19 protein-coding genes are annotated in these 22,475 nt (G+C 73.3%); 14 read left to right on the top strand and 5 right to left on the bottom strand.

Annotation, left to right across the window (positions count from 1 at the left end):
- The first annotated feature begins 151 nt into the window (after window positions 1-151).
- From ACZ6CZ_RS26605 to ACZ6CZ_RS26570, 8 genes are all read left to right on the top strand, one after another.
- Window positions 152-1,609 carry a menaquinone biosynthesis decarboxylase gene (locus tag ACZ6CZ_RS26605; RefSeq protein WP_469025869.1) on the top strand — a complete coding sequence of 486 codons (1,458 nt, stop codon included), beginning with the start codon at window positions 152-154 and terminating at the stop codon, window positions 1,607-1,609.
- Entirely contained in the window at window positions 1,606-2,529 is a 924-nt protein-coding gene (gene mqnP / locus ACZ6CZ_RS26600) for a menaquinone biosynthesis prenyltransferase MqnP (RefSeq protein ID WP_469025867.1), read from the top strand. Before ACZ6CZ_RS26605 ends, mqnP begins: the two co-directional genes overlap by 4 nt.
- Window positions 2,530-2,652: 123 nt before the next feature.
- Entirely contained in the window at window positions 2,653-3,303 is a 651-nt protein-coding gene (locus tag ACZ6CZ_RS26595; RefSeq protein ID WP_469025865.1) for a UbiX family flavin prenyltransferase, read from the top strand.
- Between the two features lie 59 nt (window positions 3,304-3,362).
- Window positions 3,363-3,818, top strand: coding sequence for an Lrp/AsnC family transcriptional regulator (locus tag ACZ6CZ_RS26590; RefSeq protein ID WP_469025862.1), 456 nt, complete (start codon window positions 3,363-3,365; stop codon window positions 3,816-3,818).
- A gap of 95 nt (window positions 3,819-3,913) precedes the next feature.
- On the top strand, window positions 3,914-5,077 hold the full coding sequence (gene mqnE / locus ACZ6CZ_RS26585; protein WP_469025860.1) for an aminofutalosine synthase MqnE: 1,164 nt from the start codon (window positions 3,914-3,916) through the stop codon (window positions 5,075-5,077).
- 119 nt (window positions 5,078-5,196) lie between these two features.
- Window positions 5,197-5,721 carry a GNAT family N-acetyltransferase gene (locus tag ACZ6CZ_RS26580; protein WP_469025857.1) on the top strand — a complete coding sequence of 175 codons (525 nt, stop codon included), beginning with the start codon at window positions 5,197-5,199 and terminating at the stop codon, window positions 5,719-5,721.
- A gap of 146 nt (window positions 5,722-5,867) precedes the next feature.
- Window positions 5,868-6,167, top strand: a complete 300-nt coding sequence (locus tag ACZ6CZ_RS26575; RefSeq protein ID WP_469025855.1) for a DUF4229 domain-containing protein — start codon at window positions 5,868-5,870, stop codon at window positions 6,165-6,167.
- A 59-nt stretch (window positions 6,168-6,226) separates the two neighbouring features.
- Window positions 6,227-6,913, top strand: a complete 687-nt coding sequence (locus ACZ6CZ_RS26570; RefSeq protein WP_469025852.1) for a TetR/AcrR family transcriptional regulator — start codon at window positions 6,227-6,229, stop codon at window positions 6,911-6,913.
- A 7-nt stretch (window positions 6,914-6,920) separates the two neighbouring features.
- On the opposite strand, the gene ACZ6CZ_RS26565 is transcribed toward ACZ6CZ_RS26570, so the two are convergent.
- Both ACZ6CZ_RS26565 and ACZ6CZ_RS26560 read right to left on the bottom strand, forming a co-directional pair.
- Window positions 6,921-7,817 carry a MaoC/PaaZ C-terminal domain-containing protein gene (locus ACZ6CZ_RS26565; RefSeq protein ID WP_469025850.1) on the bottom strand — a complete coding sequence of 299 codons (897 nt, stop codon included), beginning with the start codon at window positions 7,815-7,817 and terminating at the stop codon, window positions 6,921-6,923.
- On the bottom strand, window positions 7,817-9,205 hold the full coding sequence (locus ACZ6CZ_RS26560; RefSeq protein ID WP_469025848.1) for a 3-oxoacyl-ACP reductase: 1,389 nt from the start codon (window positions 9,203-9,205) through the stop codon (window positions 7,817-7,819). The genes ACZ6CZ_RS26565 and ACZ6CZ_RS26560 overlap by 1 nt, the downstream gene beginning before the upstream one ends.
- 90 nt (window positions 9,206-9,295) lie before the next feature.
- On the opposite strand from ACZ6CZ_RS26560, the gene ACZ6CZ_RS26555 reads away from it, so the two are divergent.
- Window positions 9,296-10,582, top strand: a complete 1,287-nt coding sequence (locus tag ACZ6CZ_RS26555; protein WP_469025845.1) for an acetyl-CoA C-acetyltransferase — start codon at window positions 9,296-9,298, stop codon at window positions 10,580-10,582.
- 268 nt (window positions 10,583-10,850) lie between these two features.
- Window positions 10,851-12,791 carry an AMP-dependent synthetase/ligase gene (locus tag ACZ6CZ_RS26550; RefSeq protein WP_469025843.1) on the top strand — a complete coding sequence of 647 codons (1,941 nt, stop codon included), beginning with the start codon at window positions 10,851-10,853 and terminating at the stop codon, window positions 12,789-12,791.
- Here the strand turns inward: ACZ6CZ_RS26550 and ACZ6CZ_RS26545 are convergent.
- Complete coding sequence (locus ACZ6CZ_RS26545; RefSeq protein ID WP_469025841.1) at window positions 12,779-13,222, bottom strand: ATP-binding protein; 444 nt, start codon at window positions 13,220-13,222, stop codon at window positions 12,779-12,781. The genes ACZ6CZ_RS26550 and ACZ6CZ_RS26545 overlap by 13 nt on opposite strands.
- Window positions 13,223-13,329: 107 nt before the next feature.
- On the opposite strand from ACZ6CZ_RS26545, the gene ACZ6CZ_RS26540 reads away from it, so the two are divergent.
- Both ACZ6CZ_RS26540 and ACZ6CZ_RS26535 read left to right on the top strand, forming a co-directional pair.
- Entirely contained in the window at window positions 13,330-14,187 is an 858-nt protein-coding gene (locus ACZ6CZ_RS26540) for a helix-turn-helix domain-containing protein (RefSeq protein ID WP_469025838.1), read from the top strand.
- Window positions 14,184-14,423 (top strand): DUF397 domain-containing protein, encoded by a 240-nt coding sequence (locus ACZ6CZ_RS26535; protein WP_469025835.1) that lies wholly within the window; start codon window positions 14,184-14,186, stop codon window positions 14,421-14,423. Before ACZ6CZ_RS26540 ends, ACZ6CZ_RS26535 begins: the two co-directional genes overlap by 4 nt.
- 100 nt (window positions 14,424-14,523) lie before the next feature.
- Here the strand turns inward: ACZ6CZ_RS26535 and ACZ6CZ_RS26530 are convergent, their stop codons facing one another.
- Entirely contained in the window at window positions 14,524-14,727 is a 204-nt protein-coding gene (locus ACZ6CZ_RS26530; RefSeq protein ID WP_003984261.1) for a cold-shock protein, read from the bottom strand.
- A gap of 287 nt (window positions 14,728-15,014) precedes the next feature.
- Here ACZ6CZ_RS26530 and ACZ6CZ_RS26525 point away from each other — a divergent pair, with 287 nt between their 5' ends.
- Both ACZ6CZ_RS26525 and ACZ6CZ_RS26520 read left to right on the top strand, forming a co-directional pair.
- Window positions 15,015-15,863, top strand: coding sequence for a menaquinone biosynthetic enzyme MqnA/MqnD family protein (locus tag ACZ6CZ_RS26525; RefSeq protein WP_469025833.1), 849 nt, complete (start codon window positions 15,015-15,017; stop codon window positions 15,861-15,863).
- Window positions 15,864-15,921: 58 nt separating this feature from the next.
- Window positions 15,922-17,772: a serine/threonine-protein kinase gene (locus tag ACZ6CZ_RS26520; protein WP_469025831.1), complete on the top strand. Its 1,851-nt coding sequence runs from the start codon at window positions 15,922-15,924 to the stop codon at window positions 17,770-17,772.
- A gap of 23 nt (window positions 17,773-17,795) precedes the next feature.
- Here the strand turns inward: ACZ6CZ_RS26520 and ACZ6CZ_RS26515 are convergent, their stop codons facing one another.
- A complete protein-coding gene (locus ACZ6CZ_RS26515) occupies window positions 17,796-22,415 on the bottom strand; it encodes an FtsK/SpoIIIE domain-containing protein (RefSeq protein ID WP_469025829.1) in 4,620 nt (1,539 codons plus the stop codon).
- Between the last annotated feature and the right edge of the window lie 60 nt (window positions 22,416-22,475).

The raw sequence follows: 22,475 nt of genomic DNA, 5'->3' as shown, positions 1-22,475 counted from the left end.
TTTCAGCGGAACGGGTGGCGGCCCGAACGGCGAAGCGATCGGCGCTCCGGTCGGCCGCCCGGCCGGTGCCGGAGCGGTCCCGCGGTGTCCCGGGGCGTGAGACGGGCCCCGGTGGCCGGGCCGGTGCGGTGGGTGGCCGATACTGGGACGCATGGCTTACGACGATCTTCGCTCCCTGCTCAGGGCGCTGGAGCGCGAGGGAGACCTCAAGCGCATCAAGGCCGAGGTCGACCCGTATCTGGAGGTCGGTGAGATCGTCGACCGGGTGCAGAAGGCGGGCGGTCCGGCGCTGCTGTTCGAGAACGTGAAGGGCTCGGCGATGCCGCTGGCCATGAACGTCTTCGGCACCGACCGCAGGCTGCTGAAGGCGCTGGGCCTGACGTCGTACGGCGAGATCTCCGAGAAGATCGGCGGGCTGCTGCGGCCCGAGCTGCCGCACGGGTTCGTCGGGGTGCGCGAGGCGTTCGGCAAGCTGGGCGCGATGGCGCACGTGCCGCCGAAGAAGGTCAAGCCCGACAACGCGCCCGTGCAGGAGGTCGTGCTCAAGGGCGACGAGGTCGACCTCGACCGGCTGCCGGCCCTGTTCACCTGGCCCCAGGACGGCGGCTCCTTCTTCAACCTCGGGCTCACCCACACCCGGGACCCGGAGTCGGGCGTCCGCAACCTCGGGCTGTACCGCCTCCAGCGCCACGACAAGCGCACCATCGGCATGCACTGGCAGATCCACAAGGACAGCCGCAACCACTACCAGGTGGCGGCCCGGCGGGGCGAGCGGCTGCCCGTCGCGATCGCCTTCGGCTGCCCCCCGGCCGTGACCTACGCCTCCACCGCGCCGCTGCCCGGCGACATCGACGAGTACCTGTTCGCCGGGTTCCTCGCGGGCCGGCGGATCGAGATGGTGGACTGCCGAACCGTCCCGCTCCAGGTGCCCGCCCAGGCCGAGGTGGTGCTGGAGGGCTGGCTGGAGCCGGGCGAGATGCTGCCCGAGGGTCCCTTCGGCGACCACACCGGCTTCTACACCCCGCAGGAGCCGTTCCCGGCGCTGACGATCGACTGCGTGACGATGCGCAGGCGACCCCTGCTCCAGTCGATCGTGGTGGGCCGCCCGCCGACGGAGGACGGGCCGCTGGGCCGGGCCACCGAGCGGTTCTTCCTGCCGCTGCTGAAGATCATCGTCCCGGACATCGTGGACTACCACCTGCCCGAGGCCGGCGGCTTCCACAACTGCGCGATCGTCTCGATCGACAAGAAGTACCCCAAGCACGCCCAGAAGGTGATGCACGCCATCTGGGGCGCGCACATGATGTCGCTGACCAAGCTGATCGTGGTCGTGGACAGCGACTGCGACGTGCACGACCTGCACGAGGTCGCCTGGCGTGCGCTCGGCAACACCGACTACGCCCGCGACCTCACGGTCGTCGAAGGCCCCGTCGACCACCTCGACCACGCGTCCTACCAGCAGTTCTGGGGCGGCAAGGCGGGCATCGACGCGACGAAGAAGTGGCCCGAGGAGGGCTACACGCGCGACGGCGGCTGGCCGGACATGGTCCTGTCCGATCCGGACACGGCCGACCGGGTGACGCGGCGCTGGAAGGAGTACGGACTGTGAGCGGCGAGGCCATTGCCGACAACGGCAGCGCGGGGCCTCTGCCCCGGCGCGGCGGGGTACCGGCGTTCCTGCGGCTGGTGATGATCGAGCACTCGGTCTTCGCGCTGCCCTTCGCCTACATCGCCTCGCTGACCGCGATGTACGAGTGGGACCGCACCATCCACTGGGGGCGGCTGCTGCTGGTCACCGTCTGCATGGTGGGCCTGCGCACCTTCGCGATGGCGGTCAACCGCATCATCGACCGCGAGATCGACGCCCGCAACCCGCGCACGGCCCACCGCGAGCTGGTCACCGGCGCGATGTCGGTGAAGCACGCCTGGACCGGGGCGCTGGTGGCCCTGGTGGTCTTCCTCGGCGCGGCCGCCCTGCTGAACCCGCTGTGCCTGGCGCTCGCGCCGGTCGCGGTGATCCCGATGGTGGTCTACCCCTACGGCAAGCGGTTCACGAACTTCCCGCAGGCCATCCTGGGCCTCGCCCAGGCGATGGGACCGATCGGCGGCTGGCTGGCGATCACCGGCACCTGGTCCTGGGACGCGGTGGTCCTCGGCCTCGCCGTGGGCGTCTGGATCGGCGGCTTCGACCTCATCTACGCCTGCCAGGACGTCGAGACCGACCGCGAGATCGGCGTCAAGTCGGTCCCGGCCCGCTTCGGCGTCCCGGCCGCGATCTGGGGCGCCCGGGCCTGCCACACCGTGACGACCGCCCTGTTCGTCTGGTACGCGCTGCGCACCGACGCCGGCCCCTTCTTCTGGCTGGGCCTGGTGATCGTCGCGGCCGCCTTCGGCTACGAGCACCGCATCGTGCGCCCGCACGACCTGTCCCGCCTCAACAGGGCGTTCTTCTCCGTCAACGGCTTCATCGGCATCGCCCTGTTCGTCTGTGCGCTCCTCGATCTGCTGGTGCGGGGCCTGACCGTCTGAGCCTCGCCGGCCCGCCACCGGCCGCGCCTCGCCTCCCTGTCGATCCCGGGGCGGCCCACCGGTCCTGAACACTGCTCAACTCACCGGTACGCTCAAGGTGTGAACGCAGGAGAAACGCAGCGCGTGCCTTGGATCGTGGGGGTGTCCGGAGCTTCCGGGACGCCGTATGCGGCTGCCGTGCTGCGGGCGCTGCTGGCGGCGGGGGAGAGCGTCGACCTGGTGGTCAGCCGGGCCTCGCGGCTGACCCTGCTGGACGAGACGGGGATCTCGTTCCGGGACGCGCACTGGCAGGACGACCTGCGGGAATGGCTGGGCCGCGGAGCCGACGGCAAGCCGGGGACGTATGCGGTGGACATCGCCGCGGTGCGGTACTGGGGCGCCGGGGACCTGGCCGCCGGCCCGTCCTCGGGGTCGTACCCGGCCAAGGGCATGCTCATCGTGCCCGCCTCGACCGCCTGCGTGGCCGGTGTGGCGCTGGGGCTGTCCAAGGACCTGCTCCAGCGCGTGGCGAGCGTCACACTGAAGGAGCGCCGCCCGCTGGTGGTGGCCGTACGGGAGACCCCGCTGAACGGCCAGACGCTGCGGCACCTGGTGGCCCTGGACGACGCGGGCGCGAGCGTGGTGCCCGCCTCTCCGGCCTTCTACGCGGGCGCGACGCACATCCAGGACCTGGTGGACTTCGTCGCGGGTCGCGTCCTGGACGCGGCGGGCGTCCCGCACCGGCTCTACCGCCGCTGGACGGGCGAACTCGGCGGCGGCGCCCCGGCACGCTGACGGCACCGGGCAACACCTCTCATCACTCCAAGAACTTTTCACCGGAAGGCTTCGATCGCATGGACGCGGTGGACAGGCAGCTCATCCAGGCCCTACGGGAGAACGGCCGGGCCTCCTACGCGGAGCTGGGGCGCCTCGTCGGTCTGTCGGGACCCAGCGTCACCGACCGCATCAACCGGCTGGAGGCGGCCGGTGTCATCACCGGCTACCGCGCCACCGTGGACGCGGCCTCGCTGGGCCTCGGCGTGATCGCGCTGATCGGCATCTCGCTCTCCGACGCCGCCGACCACGAGGACGTGGCCCGCCGGCTGAAGGACCTGCCGGAGATCGAGGACTGCTGGTTCATCGCCGGTGACGACTCGTTCATGCTCAAGGTGCGCTCGACGGACGTGGACGGCCTGGAGAAGACCATCCGCCGGCTCAGCGGCACCAAGGGCGTCTCCCGCACCCGGACCACCATCGTGCTGTCCACGAAGTGGGAGAACCGGGTCGGGGAGCTGCCCGAAGAGGTGTAGGACCGCTCCCGACCAGGGGCGCGGCGCCGGACGGGGGCGCCGGGGCCCGGCGGGCGGGGCGTACGGTGGTGCAGTCGTCGGAGAAAGGTGTGGTCATGGACGTCGGGCTCAAGCGCGAGCTGGAGGAGAAGGTCAGGGCCGGTGAGCGGCTGACCCGTGAGGACGGCATCGCGCTGTACGAGTCGGACGACCTGGCGTGGCTGGGCGGTCTGGCCCACGAGGTGCGCACCCGCAAGAACGGTGACGTGGTCCACTTCAACGTCAACCGGCACCTCAACATGACCAACGTGTGCACCGCGTCCTGCGCGTACTGCTCCTTCCAGCGCAAGCCGGGGGAGAAGGACGCGTACACGATGCGCATCGAGGAGGCCGTCCGCCTCGCCAAGGCGATGGAGAACGAGAACCTCACCGAGCTGCACATCGTCAACGGCCTGCACCCCAACCTGCCGTGGCGGTACTACCCGCGCTCGCTCAGCGAGCTGAAGAAGGCGCTGCCGCACGTCTCGCTGAAGGCGTTCACGGCCACCGAGATCCACCACTTCGAGACCATCTCCGGGCTGTCCGCCTCCGAGATCCTCGACGAGCTGATCGAGGCCGGCCTGGAGTCCCTGACCGGCGGCGGTGCGGAGATCTTCGACTGGGAGGTCCGCCGGCACATCGTCGACCACCGCACCCACTGGGAGGACTGGTCGCGCATCCACCGCCTGGCGCACCAGAAGGGGCTGAAGACCCCGTGCACCATGCTCTACGGCCACATCGAGGAGCCCCGCCACCGTGTGGACCACGTGCTGCGCCTGCGCGAGCTCCAGGACGAGACCGGCGGCTTCCAGGTCTTCATCCCGCTGCGCTACCAGCACGACTTCGTGGACATGAAGGACGGCAAGGTCAGGAACCGCCTCCAGGCGCGTACCCAGATGGCGACCGGCGCCGAGGCGCTGAAGACCTTCGCCGTCTCCCGGCTGCTGTTCGACAACGTCCCGCACGTGAAGGTGTTCTGGGTGATGCACGGCGTGCAGACCGCCCAGCTCGCCCTCCAGCACGGCGCCGACGACATGGACGGCTCGGTCGTCGAGTACAAGATCACGCACGACGCGGACAACTACGGCACGCCGAACAAGCTGACCCGCGAGGACCTGCTCGACCTGATCCGCGACGCCGGGTTCCGCCCGGTCGAGCGCAACACGCGCTACGAGATCATCCGTGAGTACGACGGCCCCGACCCGGCGCGCCGCGAGGCGCCGCAGCCGATGCGGGTGTGATCTCCCGGGGCGGGGCCGGCCGGCCCCGCCCCGTCGTTCGTTCGCCGCCGGCCCCCCCGGGGACCGGCGGGCACGGGGCCCGGTGCCGGGCGCGGCCGGGTAATGGCTACTGTGCCTCCATGGCCCTTACCTTCACCCTCGATCCGGCCGTCACCCCTGCCCTGCGCGACGGCATCCTCGACCTGTGGACGGACGTGACCAACGCGGGCGGCGCGGTGGGCTTCACGGCGCCGGTGACGCGCGAGGAGATACGGTCCGAGCTGGTACGGCACCTCGCGCACCTGGCCGAGGGCCGCACCCGGCTCCTCGTGGGGCACGACGCGGCGGGCGAGGTGGCCGCCACCGCCTTCCTGACCTTCAACACGCACCGGCTGATGACCCACTGGGTGTGGCTGTACACCGTGATGGTCCACCCCCGGCACCAGAGCCGGGGGCACGGCCGTGAGCTGATGGCCGCCGCCGCCGACGCGGCCCGGGGCTTCGAGGGCGTCGAGGCGATCCGGCTGACCTGCCGGGGCGGCCTCGGCCTGGAGCGGTTCTACGGCTCCTGCGGCTACAAGGAGGTCGGCCGGGTCCCCGGCGCGATCCGGGTCGCCCCCGGTGACGACCGGGACGACGTCACGATGCTGCTGCCGGTGCACTGACACCGCGCGGCGCGGCCCCGCGAGACCGCCGCGGACCGCGCGCCGGCCGCCTCCCACCCCCCTCGAAGATCCCCGCCCGGACGTGCTTCACTGGACGGTGGCCCTTTGGGCTGTTCGGACGGTTCGGAACGGAAGAGTGGATTGCGATGCTCCGCTACACGCTGATGCGCCTCGGGATCTTCGTGGGCTGCCTCGTGGTCGTCTGGGGTGCCGTCTACTCCGGCATCTTCCCGCGCGGCTTCGGCGACTCGAACCTCCTGTGGGTCCTGCTGCTGTCCCTGGTGATCTCGGCGCCGATCAGCTGGGTCGTGCTGCGCAAGGAGCGGGAGCGCGCCTCGGTGCGGATCGTGGAGCGGGTGGACCGGGCGAAGGCCAACCTGGACGCCAGCCGCAGCCAGGAGGACCTGGCCGACGACAGCGCCCGGGCCCGCAGCCAGGCCTCCTGACCGCCCGCCGCACCGCCCGCCCGGCCCCGGGCCGTCCGGCGCCCGATTAGTCTTGCCCCATGGGTGCCGTGAAGACCAAGCGGATGCCGCGTGCGGTGCGGGAGCAGCAGATGCTCGACGCCGCCGTACGGACCTTCGGCCAGCGCGGGTACATGACCGCGTCGATGGACGAGATCGCCGAACTGGCGGGCGTGTCCAAACCGTTGGTGTATCTGTACCTGAACTCGAAGGAAGAGCTGTTCACCGCCTGCATCCGGCGGGAGGCCCGGGCGCTGACCGAGGCGGTGCGCACCGGGGTGCGCCCCGGGGTGCCCGCCGACCGCCAACTGTGGGACGGGCTGCGGGCGTTCTTCGCGCACACCGCCGAACACCCCGACGGCTGGGCCGTGCTGCACCTCCAGGCCCGCACCCACGGCGAGCCCTTCGCCGCCGAGGTGGCCCGGATGCGCGAGGACATCGTCGCGTTCGTCACCGAGCTGATCGCGGTCGCCGCGCGGCAGGCCGTGCCGCACTCCCGTACCTGCTCGGCCGCGGGGGCCCCCGCCGACCCGGACCTGCCCGAGCGCGAGGTCGCCGGGCTGGCCGAGGCCCTGGTGGGCGCCGCCGAGTCCCTCGCCGCCTGGGCCAACGCCACCCCCGGCGTCACGGCGAAGCAGGCGGCGGCCACCCTGATGAACTTCGCCTGGGCGGGCCTGGGCAACCTCATGCAGGGCCGCCCCTGGACCCCGCCCGCCCAGCCGGAGTAACCGCCGCTCACCCGGGTGGCGCCAGCACCTCACCGGCCAGGTGCAGCCGCCCCCGCCCGCTGCCGTCCCCGCCGTCCCGTCCGGCCCCGCGCAGCTCGAAGCGGCCGGTGCCGTCCGCGCCGTAGGCGAGCGTCCCGGGCAGCAGCACCGGTGCCCGGAACCGCGCCCGCACCCGGGCCGCCTCCGGTGTGCCGTGGGCGGCGAGGCAGCGGGCCACGGTCCACATGCCGTGCGCGACGGCCCGTGGGAAGCCGAAGGGGCGGGCGGTGAGCGGGTGCAGGTGGATGGGGTTGCGGTCGCCGGACGCGGCGCCGTACCGGCGGCCCACGTCCGCCCCGACCCGCCACTCGGCGACCACCGGCAGCACGGCGTCCCCGGCCCCGGGCGCCCCGGCGGAGGCGGCATCGGGGGCGGCTTCGGCGCGGCGGTGGCGGTGCCGGGCCAGATAGGTGCTGCGGGACTCCCACACGACGTCACCGCCCGCCCGGACCTCCGTCACCACGGTGGCCTCCGTGCCGCGCCGGTGCGGGGCCAGTCCCGCGACGTGCACGGTCAGTTCGTACGCGTCGGTGGCCGGCAGGCCGGTGTGCCGGACGATCTCGATCGAGGTGTGCACCAGGCCCAGCAGCGGCAGCGGGAAGTCCCGCCCGCTCATCAGGCGCATGGCCAGCGGGAAGCCCAGGACGTGCGGATAGGTCACCGGCAGGCAGTCCGCGCCGGTGGCGAAGCCGCACACCCGCTCGTAGGCGGTGAGCCGGGCCGGGTCGGCGCGCAGGCCGGGCAGCACGAGCCGGGTGCGCGGGAAGCCGGCGTCGGGCGCGGGCCGCTTGAACGGCGAGCGCAGGGCGCCCCGGGCGAGCAGCGGAGCCAGCGCCGGAGCGGCGGTGAGGACGACGGCGGACATCAGGCCCCCAGCAGGCTCTGGCCGCAGACCCGGACGACCTGGCCGTTGACCGTGCCGGAGGCCGGGTGGGCGAGCCAGGCGGTGGTCTCGGCGACGTCGACGGGCAGCCCGCCCTGCCCGAGGGAGTTCATGCGCCGGCCCGCCTCCCGGATGACCAGCGGGATCGCGGCGGTCATCGTCGTCTCGACGAACCCGGGCGCGACGGCGTTGACCGTGACCCCGTGCTCGGCCAGGGCCCGCGGGGCCAGGGAGCGCACCAGCCCGACGACACCGGCCTTGGCGGCGCCGTAGTTGGTCTGGCCCGCGTTGCCCGCCAGGCCCGCGATGGAGGCGGTGGCGACGATCCGGCCGCCGGTCCGGAGGGTGCCGGCCGCCAGCAGCGCGTCGGTGGTGCGCAGCACGCTGCCCAGGTTCACGTCGAGCACCGCGCGCCAGCGGTCGGCGGGCATGTTGACCAGCCGCCGGTCCCGGGTGATGCCGGCGTTGTGGACCAGCACGTCCAGCCCGTCGGGGAGGGCGGCGGCGATCCGCTCACCGGCGTCGGGCGCGGTGATGTCGAGGGTCAGGGCGGTGCCGCCGAGCCGCTCGGCGAGGGCGCGGGCCTCCGCCTCGGCCGCCGGCACGTCCAGGACGACGACCCGGGCGCCCTCCCCGGCCAGCGTCTCGGCGGTGGCCGCGCCGATGCCGCGCGCGGCGCCGGTCACCAGGGCGGTCCGCCCGGCGAGCGGCCGGCGCGGATCGGCGGGGGCGGTGACCTCCCCGGCGCCGACCTCGATCACCTGGCCGCTGACGTAGGCGGACCGGGGGGAGAGCAGGAAGTGCAGGGTGGACTCGGCGGCGGCCGCGTCGGTGAGCCGGACGAGGTTGACGGTCCTGCCCCGCCCGACCTCCTTGCCCAGCGAGCGGGTGAAGCCCTCCAGGGCCTGCTGGGCGGCGGCCTGGTGGTGGTCGGCGGCGAGCGGCGGGGCGCCCAGCACCAGCACCCGGCCGCTCGCCGCGACGGACCGGACGACCGGGTGCAGGGCCGCGTGCACGGCGGCGAGCGTGTCGAGGTCGCGCACGCCGGTGGCGTCCAGCACCACGGCGGCGACCCGCCCGGCCCCGGCCGCCTCCTCGGCGGACGCCCCGCCCGCCCCCTCGGCCGGTGCCCCGGCGGTGCTCACGGCGACGTCCCCGGCGGTGCTCACGGTGAGGCCGGTGCGGGCCAGGACGGGGGCGAGTCCGGCGCCGAGCGCGGACGGACCCGCGGTGAGGTGCAGCACCGGGCCGCCGAGCGAGGTCTGCCCGGCCGAGCGGCGCTTCAGCGCGGCGGGCTGCGGCAGGCCGAGGCGGCGGGTCAGGAAGCGGCCGGGCGCGGTGCCGGTGAAGGTCAGGTAGCGGTCGGCCATGTGCAACTCCCACACCACTCGGTCAACATGCTTACTCTGGAGTAAGGTTACCGGAGGTAAGACTATGTCACGGGTGAGGAGCAGGTCGAGATGAGTACCCTTCAGCCCCCTCGGTCGCGCCGGGTCGCGGTGATCGGCGGCACCCGCGTCCCGTTCGCCCGCTCCGACGGCCCGTACGCCACCGCGTCCGACCAGGAGATGCTGACGGCGGCCCTCGACGCCCTGGTCGAGCGCCACGGCCTCGAAGACCCCGGCGCCGTGGGCGAGTTCGTCGCCGGCGCCGTCCTCAAGCACAGCCGGGACTTCAACCTCGCCCGCGAGACGGTCCTCGGCTCCCGGCTCGATCCGCGCACCCCGGCCTACGACATCCAGCAGGCCTGCGGCACCGGCCTCCAGGCCGTCATCGCCGCCGCCAACAAGATCGCCCTCGGCCAGACCGAGTCGGCCGTCGCGGGCGGCGCCGACACGGCGAGCGACGCGCCCCTCGGCGTCAACGACGAGCTGCGCCGCATCCTGCTGGAGGCCCGCCGGGCCCGGACGGCAACCGCCCGCCTGAAGGCGCTGGCCAGGATCCGCCCCGGCCACCTCGTCCCCGACATCCCGCGCAACGCCGAGCCGCGCACGGGCCTGTCGATGGGCGAGCACGCGGCGGTGACGGCCCGGGCCTGGGGCATCACCCGCGAGGCCCAGGACGCCCTCGCGGCGGCCAGCCACCAGCGCCTCGCCGCCGCCTACGAACGCGGCTTCTTCACGGACCTGGTGGTGCCCTTCCGGAGCCTGGAGCGGGACCAGAACCTGCGGCCGGACTCCACCGTGGAGAAACTGGCCCGCCTGAAGCCGGTGTTCGGGCTCAAGGACCCCGAGCCGACCATGACGGCCGGCAACTCGACGCCGCTGACGGACGGTTCGGCCCTGGTGCTGCTGGCGTCCGAGGAGTGGGCCGAGGCGCGCGGCCTGACGCCCCTGGCCTACCTGACCGCGTACGAGACGGCCGCCGTGGACTTCGTGCGGGGCGACGTGGCGGACGGCGAGGACGGCCTGCTGATGGCACCGGCGTACGCGGTCCCGCGCCTGCTGGAGCGCACCGGCCTCGACCTGTCCGACTTCGACCTCGTCGAGATCCACGAGGCCTTCGCCTCCCAGGTGCTGGCCACCCTGGCCGCCTGGGAGAAGCGGGGCCTCGCGCCGGTGGACCGCGCCCGGCTGAACGTCGCCGGCTCGTCCCTGGCGACCGGGCACCCCTTCGCGGCGACCGGCGCGCGGATCGTGGCCACGCTGGCCAAGCTGCTCGCCGAACGGGAGGGCCCCGGCAAGGGGCTGATCTCCATCTGCGCGGCGGGCGGACAGGGCGTCACGGCGATCCTGGAGCGGCCCTGACCGCACCCGGCCCGCGCGGCCGCGCCCCGCTCGGCCGCGCCCGGCCCCACCGAACCTGAACACCCCTCATCTGATCCCCGACATTGCACAGCCCCGGCCCCGGACCATCCCGGAAACCGCACAAGCCCGCCACAGCGGGGCCGTACGCTCACCTGCTCAACCGCCGGTAACACCTGCCCCCGGTCGCCCGCGGTGAACGCCCCGGTAACCGGGGCACGTACGTCATGCAGCAAACGGTGCACCGCTGCACGCCCGAGGAGCCGCCCCCGTGTCCACCCCGTATCCGCACAACCCCCTCTCCTCGGGCGCGACCGTCTCGGCCACCGACTACGACGGCGAACCGGTCCTCGTGCCGCCCGTGGTCCAGCGGCTGGACGGGGCGGTGCGGGAGGCGTCCGTACCGCCGTTCGCGCCCACGGTCACGCACGGCTCGCTCGCCGACCTGCCGTTCGAGAACGCGGAGGCGGACCCCGCGAAGGTCGTCCTCAGCCGCCGGCTGCCCGGCGGGCAGTGGGCGGACGTGACGGCGGCCCGGTTCGCCGAACAGGTCCTGGCGCTGGCCAAGGGGCTGATCGGCGAGGGTCTGGTACCCGGCGACCGGATCGCCATCATGGCCAGGACGACCTACGAGTGGACGCTCCTCGACTTCGCCGCCTGGGCCGCCGGCCTGGTCACCGTGCCCGTCTACCCCACCTCCTCCGTCTTCCAGACCCGCTGGATCCTCCAGGACTCCGGCGCGGTCGCCCTGGTCACGGAGACGGTCGCGCAGGCCGCCGCCCTCGGCCCCGAACTCGGCCACATCCCCGACCTGCGGCACCTGTGGGTGATGGAGAAGGAACACGTCGAACGGCTCGGCGAACTGGGCACCGGGATACCCGACGGCGAAGTGGCCGTACGGCGCGGCATGCTGGGCCCCGACACCCTCGCCACCCTCATCTACACCTCCGGCACCACCGGCCGCCCCAAGGGCTGCGCCCTCTCCCACGGCAACTTCTTCGCCGAGGTCGACAACGCCGTCGAACTCCTCCACCCGATCTTCAAGGCCAGGGACGAGGACCCGTCGGTCCTGCTCTTCCTGCCCATGTCCCACGTCTTCGGCCGGATGGTGGCCATCGCCTGCGTACGGGCCCGGGCACGGCTGGGCCACGCGCCGAGCCTCAAGGCCGACGACCTGCTCCCGGACCTGGCCGCCTTCCGGCCGACCGCGCTGCTGACCATCCCCTACATGCTGGAGAAGGTCTACAACTCCGCCCGGGCCAAGGCGGAGGCGGGCGGCCGGGCGGCCGTCTTCGACCGCGCGTCGACCGTGGCCCGGCGCTACGGCGAGGCACTGGAGGGCCGCCAGACCGGCACCGGCCACGGCCCGGGCCGCGCCCTGAAGACATCCCGCGCCTTCTACGACCCGCTCGTCTACCGCAAGATCCGCGCGGCCATGGGAGGCCGGGTCCGCTACGCGATCTGCGGCGGCTCCCCGCTGGACCCGGGCCTCGCCGCGTTCTACGCCGGCGCGGGCATCGAGATCTACGAGGGCTACGGCCTCACCGAGACCACCGGCGCCTCCACCGTCACCCCGCCCCTCAAGCCCCGTCTGGGCACGGTCGGCTGGCCGATGCCCGGCACCCGGGTGCGGATCGCGGCGGACGGCGAGATCCTGCTGGCCGGCGACCACGTGCTGCGCGGTTACTGGGACCCGCAGGCGGGCGGCGTGGTCCCCGCCACCCGCGACGGCTGGCTGGCCACCGGCGACCTCGGCGAACTGGACGACGAGGGTTATCTGACCATCACCGGCCGCAAGAAGGAACTCCTCATCACCGCGGGCGGCAAGTCCGTCGCCCCGGCCCCGCTGGAGAACTGGCTGCGCCGGCACCCGCTGATCTCCCAGGTGATGCTGGTCGGCGACGGCCGTCCGTACGTGGGCGCGCTCATCACGCTCGACCCCGACGGCATCACCCACTGGCGCCAGATGATCGGCAAGCACCCGGTGCCGGCGGAACTCCTCCTCGACGACCCCGAGCTGACCGCGGTCCTCCAGCGGGCGGTGGACGAGGCGAACAGGCTCGTCTCCCGCCCGGAGTCCATCCGCCGCTTCGCGGTCCTGCCGGTGGACTTCACCGAGGAGGCGGGCCACCTCACCCCGTCGATGAAACTCCGCCGCGACCACGTCCTGCGGGACTTCGCGGCGGAGGTGGAAGGCCTCTACGGCAGCTGACGGCTCCCGGGGCCGAGCGGCAGCTCCGCCCAGACCGTCTTGCCGACGCTCCGTCCGGACACCCCCCACCGCTTCGCGAGCACCTGTACGACGATCAGGCCCCGGCCGTGCTCGTCCAGCGGGCCACCGTCCAGGAACCGCAGGGCGCGGTCGTCCCGGCTGTCGCTCACCTCGACCCGCAGCACGTCCCGGTCCCGCGCCAGCAGCACCCGCAGCTCGAAGTCCCGTCCCGGGACCCGGCCGTGGGTGACGGCGTTCGCCGCGAGTTCGGCGACGACGAGCTGGGCGGTGTGGCTGAGGTCGCTGTCATGGGGGTGCCCCCAGCCGGCGAGCGCGGTGCCGGTCAGCCTGCGGGCCAGCCGGGCACCGCGCGGCGTCGCGCTCAGCCGCTGCACGAGTTCGTCCCGGTGGGTGGAGATTTCTACGTTCACGTCACCGAGCGTGGCGGGTTCTCCCTACGCTGACCAGGGGAGACCCGGCGACGGTGCGTAGTCGTACGGGTGCGGTACGTCCGGTGTACGGCTTGTCGGAGGGTGGCGTGACGGAGGAGCGGAGGCCGGAGACACCGGCGGAGGCCAACGGGTCGGCGGCGGTCTTCGTCGTCCTCGGCAAGCAGTTGCGGCTGCTGCGGGAGCGGGCGGGGCTGAATCAGCGGGAGTTCGGCAGCATGGTGGGCTACGGCCCCGACCAGATCTCGGCGGTGGAGCGCGGGGTGCGGACGCCGAGGCCGGAGTTCCTCCAGCGGGCGGACCAGATCCTCGGCGCGGAGGGGCTCTTCACGGAGGTCATCCCCCAGGTCGAGGAGGCGATGACGAGGTCGCGGACGCGGCATCCGGAGTGGTATCGAGGCTATGCGGCGCTTGAGGAGCAGGCCTCGGCCCTGCACGTCTACAACAACCTGCTGGTGCCCGGGCTTCTTCAGACCGAGGGCTACGCCGAGGCGGTGTTCTCGCAGTGGCGCCCCTTGCTGGGTGAGGAGGCGATCACAAAGCGGGTGGCCGACCGGATGGCTCGCCAGCAGAAGTTCGACAACTGGCCGTCCGCCACCTTCAGTTTCGTACTCGACGAGAGCGTATTGCTGCGCCCGGTGGGTGGCCGAGCGGTGCACAGGGGTCAGCTGGAGAACCTGCTCCGGATCGGCAGTCTGCGGACCGTCGAGATTCAGGTCATGCCCATGGACCGTCCCGAACAGCCCAGTCTGGACGGTCCCTTCAACCTACTGACGGTCCGCAAAGGGGAGCAGGTAGCGTACGTGGAGATCCACACGTATCCACGGCTCATCACCGACGCGGAAGAAGTGAGCGTCTTGGCCGAACGCTACGGGCTCCTGAGAGCACAGGCCCTGCGTCCCAGTGAGTCGCTGGACTTGATTGAGGGACTACGGGGACGACTATGAGCAGTGTCGAACTCAGCTGGTTCAAGAGCAGTTACAGCAGCGGCGGAGGCGGAGAGTGCCTCGAACTCGCCTACACCTGGCAAAAATCCAGCCACAGCGACGGCGAGGGCGGCGATTGCGTCGAGGTCGCCCCCCACCCCACCGCCGTACACATCCGTGACTCGAAGCAGCGGCCCAGCGCCCCGCACCTCACCGTGACCCCGGCCACCTGGGCGGCCTTCCTCGGCGTCCTCTGACCACGCTGCCCCACCGCCGGAGGCAAAAGGCAGGAGCCCCGTCGCCGTACGGCGTGGGGCTCCTTGGGTACTGCACTCAGGTTCTGCGATCAGGCAGAGATCAGACCGGGGTGACGTTCTCCGCCTGCGGACCCTTCGGGCCCTGCGTCACGTCGAAGTTCACCTGCTGGTTCTCCTCGAGGGAGCGGAACCCGGAGGCGTTGATCGCGGAGTAGTGGACGAAGACGTCGGGGCCGCCGCCGTCCTGGGCGATGAAGCCAAAGCCCTTTTCGGCGTTGAACCACTTAACGGTTCCGGTAGCCATAAGCCCTCCTTGGGCCCAAAAGGGTTGCCCTGCTCCAGAACCTGCGCGTGCGAAACGGTGCTGCACAACTGCATTCATCTGAAAACGACGAGAGCCCGCGGTTACATGCTCCGCAGGCTCTGTACTGCAAGGGAAACCAAACTGCAACTTGCGGCGAGCCTAGCATGCGGGCAGCCGGAAGCAACAGAGGGAAAGATCACGTCACCCGGATGTTTGAACCACGGGTCGAAAGGGTTGACGGTGGGGCCGGTCCCTGCACCGTACTCCACGGGGTCTAGTCTCGCGATGTGGACAATTCTCGCACCCGGCCGCGCGTCGGCCACATCCAGTTCCTGAACTGCCTGCCCCTGTACTGGGGGCTCGCGAGAACCGGCACCCTCCTCGACTTCGAGCTGACCAAGGACACCCCCGAGAAGCTCAGCGAGCAGTTGGTCCGCGGCGACCTCGACATCGGGCCGATCACTCTCGTGGAGTTCCTGCGCAACGCGGACGACCTCGTCGCCTTCCCCGACATCGCCGTCGGCTGCGACGGCCCCGTGATGTCGTGCGTGATCGTCTCCCAGGTCCCGCTGGACCAGCTCGACGGCCGCCGGGTCGCCCTGGGCTCGACCTCGCGGACCTCGGTCCGGCTGGCCCAGCTGCTGCTGGCGGACCGGTTCGGCGTCCGGCCCGAGTACTACACCTGCCCGCCCGACCTCAGCCTGATGATGCAGGAGGCCGAGGCGGCCGTCCTCATCGGTGACGCCGCGCTGCGGGCCAACCTGCTCGACGGGCCGCGCTACGGGCTCGCCGTGCACGACCTGGGCGCGCTGTGGAAGGAGTGGACGGGGCTGCCGTTCGTCTTCGCGGTGTGGGCGGCCCGGCGCGACTACCTGGAGCGCGAGCCGGAGATCACCCGGCAGGTGCACGAGGCGTTCCTCGCCTCCCGCAACCTGTCCCTGGAGGAGGTCGGCAAGGTCGCCGAGCAGGCCGCCCGCTGGGAGGCCTTCGACGAGCCGACCCTGGCGGAGTACTTCACCACCCTCGACTTCAGCCTCGGCGGCCCGCAGCTGGAGGCCGTCACCGAGTTCGCGCGGCGGGTCGGTCCCACGACCGGCTTCCCCGGGGACGTGAAGGTGGAGCTGCTCCAGCCGTAGGGTCTTCGGCGACGGGTCCATGGACCCGTCGTGGACCCAGGGGGAGAGGTGTGGCGCCATGCAGCCGCTCGGAGCCGGTGAACCGGCCGCCGTCGGGCCCTACCGGCTGCTCGGCCGGCTCGGGGCCGGCGGGATGGGCCGGGTCTACCTCGGCCGCAGCGCGGGGGGCCGCACGGTCGCGGTGAAGATGGTCCACCCGCACTTCGCGCTGGACGAGCAGTTCCGCGCCCGGTTCCGGCGGGAGGTGGAGGCCGCGCGCCGGGTGGGCGGTGCCTGGACCGCGCCGGTGCTGGACGCCGACGCCGACGCGCCCGTGCCCTGGGTCGCCACCGCCTACGCGGCCGGCCCCTCGCTGGCCGCCGCGGTCACCACCGGCGGACCGCTGCCCGGCCACTGCGTACGGGTGCTGGGCGCGGGCCTCGCCGAGGCGCTGGCCGCCGTCCACGACCTGGGCCTGGTGCACCGGGACGTCAAGCCGTCCAACGTGCTGCTCTGCCTCGACGGTCCGCTCCTCATCGACTTCGGCATCGCCCGCGCCATGTCCGCCACCGCCTCCCTGACCGCCTCCGGCGTCTCCGTCGGCTCCCCCGGCTACATGTCCCCGGAGCAGATCCTCGGCCAGGCCGCCACCGGCGCCGCCGACGTGTTCTCCCTCGGCGCCGTACTGGCGTACGCGGCCACCGGCGAACCGCCCTTCCCCGGCGACTCCTCGGCCGCGCTGCTGTACAAGGTCGTCCACGAGCCGCCGGAACTGGGCGGGCTGAGCGGGGAGCTGCGGGAGCTGGCGGAGGCCTGCCTGGCCAAGGACCCGGCCGCCCGGCCCGCCCCCGGCGAGCTGGCCCGGCGGCTCGCACCGCAGGGAGCGGCCCGGCTGGTCGCCGCGGGCTGGCTGCCGGGCGCGGTGGTGGAGCAGGTCAGCCGCAGCGCCGTACAGCTGCTCAACCTGGAGGCGGCGGACGGGCCGCTGTCCGGCCCGCTGGGCTTCACCAGCCCTTCGGTGGGCGGCCCTTCGGGCGTCGGAGCGGCCACCGGGGTGTTCGGCCCCGCGCCGGTGATGGGACCGGCGGCGCCCGTGACGGCACCGGGGCAGGCGCCCGCCGAGTTCCCGCCCGCCGCGCCCTCGGCACCCCCGCAGCCGCCCACCGCGCCGCCGCGGCCCCGCCGCTCCGACGACCCCGGACCGGCCGCCGCCTCCCCCGCGACCGGGGAGCGGCCCGGCAAGGTCTCCGTGACGGTGGCGGCCGCCGCCGCGCCCGGCGAAGGGGGCCGGGGCCGGCGGGTGAGCTGCACGGTGGCGCTGGCCGTCGCCGGGGCGCTGGCCGCGGTCAGTGTCGGCCTGGGCTTCCTGCTGCGGCCGCTGACCGGCCACGACGACACCGAGGCCGGCGGCAGCGGCCACGCCCACTCCGCGCCGCCCGACGCCACGGCCGGCGGCACGCCCGGCGACGGGCCCAGCACCGCGCCGAGCACCGGGCCCAGCGCCGGGTACAGCACCGCGCCGAGCACCGGGTCCAGCTCCTCCGCCGGCCCCGCCCCCACCGCCACCCCCACTGCCACCGCCGTACCCGACCGCTACCTCGGCACCTGGGAGGGCCAGGGCTCCGCCCTCGACGGCCGGCTGCCCATCGGCACCTTCCGGATCACCGTCCACCGGGCCGCCGTCGGCCAGGAGCTGGGCCGGGTGCGGCAGACCGACCAGCTCGGCGGCGTCTGCACGGACGTCCTCACGGTCACGTCGGTCACCGGTACCCGGATCACCGCCACCTCCGTGGGCGCGAAGGACAACCACGACGGCTGCAACCCGGCCCCGCACACCGTGCGGCTCACCCCCGTCGGCGACGACCTCGAATACCGCTCCGACAGCTCCGCCGAGGGCAACCCGGTGGCCCGGATGTCCAAGGTGGGGTAGCCGGTCGGGGAGGGCCCGGGCGGTCAGCCCGGGACGACCACGGTGCGCAGTTCGCCGTCGCCGAGGTGCAGCATGCCCTTGCCCGGGACCACCTGGCCGCCGACCATGCTCCGCGACAGCCGGACGCCGATCAGCTCCCCGCTCGACGACTCCTGCGGGGACAGCAGGATGCCCCGGCGGGCCTTCTTCGCCTCCACCTGCCAGCCGGAGAACCCGCTGCACACGTCCTCCTCGTCACCGGCGATGACGAGGGCGAGACCGCGTTCGGCGCCCCGCGAGACGATGCGCTTCAGCTGGGACCCGGCGTCGCAGTCCTCCAGGATCTCGCCGTCGTCGACGAGCACGGCGACCGGCTCCTCCACCGACGCCGAGTCGACGACCTCCTCGAAGTCGTCCTCGTCGATGTCGTCGCCGGTGTACACCTTCAGCACGCCCTCCGTGCCGTCCAGCGCGCGCAGCGGGGACTGCCGGGGCGCCGCCACGACCAGTCGCACGCCCTGCGCGAGGAACGACCGGGCGACGTTCATCAGCACCGTCGAGCGGCCGGACTTCGCCGGTCCAGCGATGACGAACGACGGCACGCCCTGCCCCAGATCGGGCCCGAAGCCGGTGATCTCGTCGCCGCCGATGCCCGCCAGCGCCCACAGCCGCGACCCCGAGGCCCGCGGATCGCGCATCTCCCAGGCGTCGTCGAAGGAGATCCGGCTGGGCAGGCTGTCCACCCGGAACGGGCGGCGGGCGCGCGGCACGCCCGCGTCACGGGCCGCCGCCGCCTCGCCGATCGCCGCGATCGCGGCCGCCTGCCCCTGCCCGGTGGTGTCCTCGGCGAGCAGCGCGAACTGGGTCTCCGTACCGGACTCGTTGCGGAACGCCCGCCCCGGAGGTATCTCCTCCGGCACCTTGCGGGTGGGGATGCCGAGGGTCGCGAAGTCGCTGCGGTCGGCCAGCCGCAGCCCGTACTTGTCCTCGGTGAGCGTGGCGATCCGGCCCACCAGCAGCGTGCGGTCACCGGTGAGCACCAGGTGGATGCCGACGCTCGCGCCCTCCCGCATCATCGTCGTCAGCTCGTCGGTCAGGGAGCCGTGGTCCAGCTCGCCCAGCGTGGGCACCCAGCCCTCCCACCGGTCCAGCAGCACCACGATGTGCGGCAGCCGCTCCTCCTGCGGCGCCGCCGCCCGCTGCTCACCGATGTCCGCGTACCCCTGCTCCGCCAGCAGGTCCTGGCGCCGGGAGAGTTCGCCCTTGAGCCGGCCGACCAGGCGGACCACCCGCTCGGTCTGGTTGCGGCCGACGACCGCGCCGCAGTGCGGCAGCCGCGTCAGCGCGTTGAGCGCGCCGTTGCCGCAGTCGATGCCGTACAGATGCACGTCCGCGCAGGAGTGCGTGCGCGCCAGCGAGGCCGCGATGGTCCGCAGCACCTGCGAACGGCCGCTGCGCGGGGCGCCGCCGATCATGAGGTGCCCGAACACCGAGAAGTCCACGACCACCGGGCGGCGCGCCTGGTCGGCGGGCAGGTCCTCGACGCCGTACGGCGCCGGCGGCAGCCTGCCCGGGGCGAGGGCGGCGACCGGGGTGTCGATCTCGTCCAGCAGCAGCGTCTCGGACAGCGCGGGCAGCCAGGGGCTGTGCTGCGCGGGGATGGCGAGCGCCCGCCCGGCGTCGCGGACCGCGTCCACGAGCACCTTCAGATCGGTGATCTCCTCGTCCTCGCGTGCCTCGGACTTCGGCTTCGCCACCGCCGCCCGGCCGAGATCCGCCCAGCTCAGCTCGCCCGCCCAGGGCGCGAGCGCGGCCGGATCGGCGGCCCCGGGGCGGCGGCCGCCGACGCGGCCGGACTGGAACGGCACCAGGGAGGCGTGCCCGAGGCGGACGTACGCCCGGCCCGGGGTGTTCTTGGAGATGTGCCCGGCCTCGGGCGAGTCGATGACGTCGGACGACTCCCCGCCGTCCGTCACGCGCAGCGCGATCCGCAGGTTGGTGTTGGCCCGGATCTCCGGGGAGACGACACCGCTGGGCCGCTGCGTGGCGAGCAGCAGGTGGATGCCCAGCGAACGGCCCCGCTGGGCGATGTTGACCAGACCGGTGACGAAGTCCGGCAGGTCGCGCACCATCGAGGCGAACTCGTCGATGACGATCAGCAGCCGGGGCACCGGCCGGTGCGAGGGGTCGCGGCGCACCAGATCCTGGTAGTCCTCTATGTCCTTGGCGTCGGCGGCGGCCAGGATGTGCTCGCGCCGCTTCAGCTCCGCGCCCAGCGACTCCAGCGCCCGCTCCACGAGATGCGCGTCGAGGTCGGTCACCATGCCGACGGTGTGCGGCAGTTTGACGCAGTCCTTGAACGCCGAGCCGCCCTTGTAGTCGACCAGCACGAACGTCATGTTCTCCGGCGTGTTCGCCACGGCCAGCGAGGCGACGATCGTCTGGAGCAGCTCCGACTTGCCCGAACCCGTCGTACCGGCGATCAGGCCGTGCGGCCCGTCCTTGCGCAGGTCGATGCCGAAGGGGCCGTCGTAGGACTCACCGATCACGGCGAGCGTCGACTGCCCGCCCATCCGCCAGCGCGCCACGATCGCGTCCCGGGTCGGCGGTTCCAGCCCCAGCACGTCCAGCAGCCGGCTCGACGCGGGCAGCGCGGAGTCCTCGGTCTCCCCGCTGATGTCCCGCAGCGGGGCCAGCGCGCGGGCCAGCCGCAGACACCAGGGGGCGGAGACGAAGTCGGGCCGTACGTCCGTGATCCGCTCGGCCCCCGCCTCCTCCACCCGCAGCCGCAACTCCTGTGCCTGCTGGGCCTGTTCGACGGGCGTCCCGGCGGTGTGCCAGGCCTGGAAGGACGGGAACGCCGGGGAGGCCGGGGAGGAGGACGAGTGGGCGGGGGAGGCGGAGGGCAGGGGCGGAAGGCCGCCGGCCGGCTGCGGCGGGAGCGCCTGCCCGCCGGGCTCACCGTCCCCCGTGCCGTACTCCCGCGCCCGGGGCTCGGCCACCACGAACGCCTGGCACTCGCCCGGCAGGAACCGCTCCTCGGCGTCCAGGCAGACGGCGTACATCCCCACCGCCGGCCCCTCGCGCAGCAGCCGTACCGCACCCGGCAGCGACCGCAGCCGCCGCGAGCCGTCCCACACGACGACGATGTCGGGATCGCCGAAGGAGACGCCCTGGGCGCGGCTCTGCTCGGCGGCCTTCTTACGGGCGTCGAGGATCTGCGTCAGCTCGCCGATCCGGGCACCGACCGTCTCGGCGTCGGTGCCGATGAGGACGTTGACGTCCTGCCCGCCGCCGGGCCGCGCGTGCGGCAGCCACCGCACCCAGTCCCAGCCGTCCCGGGCGCTCTGCTCGCTCAGCACGTAGACCTGCACGTCCATCGGGCTGTGCAGCGCCGCGCTCTGCGCCACCGCCCACCGCCCCATGGCCCGCGCGGAGTCACCCGGCCCCGCCATGCCGATCACCCCGAGCGACCTGAGCGACAGCGCCACCGGCGCGTCCTCGATGTGCCAGGTGACCTGCCGGCGGTGGTCGTCCTGCTCGGGGTCGTCGAGCACGACCTCCGACGGCAGCCGCCCGGTCCCCACCCGGATCAGCAGGTGGTCCCGGTCGGTGCGCCGCCGCTCCCACAGCCTGGTCCGCGGCCCGGTCCCCAGGGACAGCACGGCCGCGGGGTCGGGTATCGCGTGCCGCCGGTCCCGCCGCTCCGCGACGAGCGCGTCCCGGGCGTCCCCCTCGATCCGCGCCTTCTGCTCCTTGTACTCCTTGACCTGCTTGGCGTGGGAGGTGCGCCCGTGCTTCTTGTCCATGAAGTAGTTGGCGAACAGCAGCACGGGACTGAGCCCCGCCATGATCAGGTAGTACCAGCGGTGGAAGATCAGCACCGACACCACCGACCCCACCAGCGGGGTGAGCGCCATCAGCCAGGGCAGCGGCCGGGCCTCGTACTCGCGGGGCGGCGACGGCAGCCGGAACGTGGTCTGCCGGTCCGGCGGGCGCAGCCGGGGCGGCCGGTTGTAGTCGAGCCCGACACCGTCCTCCGACCACTTCAGCGCGGCGTCGGGCGGGCTGTAACGGGCCAGCTCCAGCAGGGTGTTGCCGAGGGCGACCTGCGCGCCGAGCGGCCAGTCGTCGCCCTCCGGCACGGCCCCGTCCAGCGTCACCGCGTCCCGGTCGCCGTGCACGGCCACCCGGCAGGTCCCGTCGGTCGCGACCGACAACGTCAGGGCCCGCGCGCCCACTTCCGGGTCGTCGACGCGCACGTACGACGCCGGCCCGCTGCCGATGTCGTAGCGCCCGACGCCGAGCCGGTGCACGGACCCGGCCGCCGGCCCGCCCACGACCCGCAGTTCGACCAGCCCGGTCGGCTCGCCCGGCAGACAGCCGGCCGGGTCCTGGAGACTGACCACGGCGCCCTCGCGCAGCGGCGACCCGACGACCGTGGCGGCCGGGTCGACGGCGTACCCGTCGACGTACACCATCGGCGCACCCCCGGCGGGCACCTGGTGCTGCCCGATCGGGATCACCTGCGCACCGCCGCCCACGCCGACCTGCCTGGCGAGTTCCCGGGCGACGTCCTCCACGGTGGACTCGGGATCGGCGTCGAGCACGACGTCGGCGGTGCCCCCGCCGAACGGGTCGACGACGGTCAGAGTCAGGCGCACGCTCGTCCTCCCCAGGCCGCTGCGACCGCGTTCCCTCCCGCTGGTCACAGTGCAAGCGAC

The sequence above is a fragment of the Streptomyces sp. NPDC041135 genome, assembly GCF_055592085.1.
Note: the sequence above shows the minus strand (reverse complement) of the source record. Positions and strands in the feature narration are given on the sequence as shown.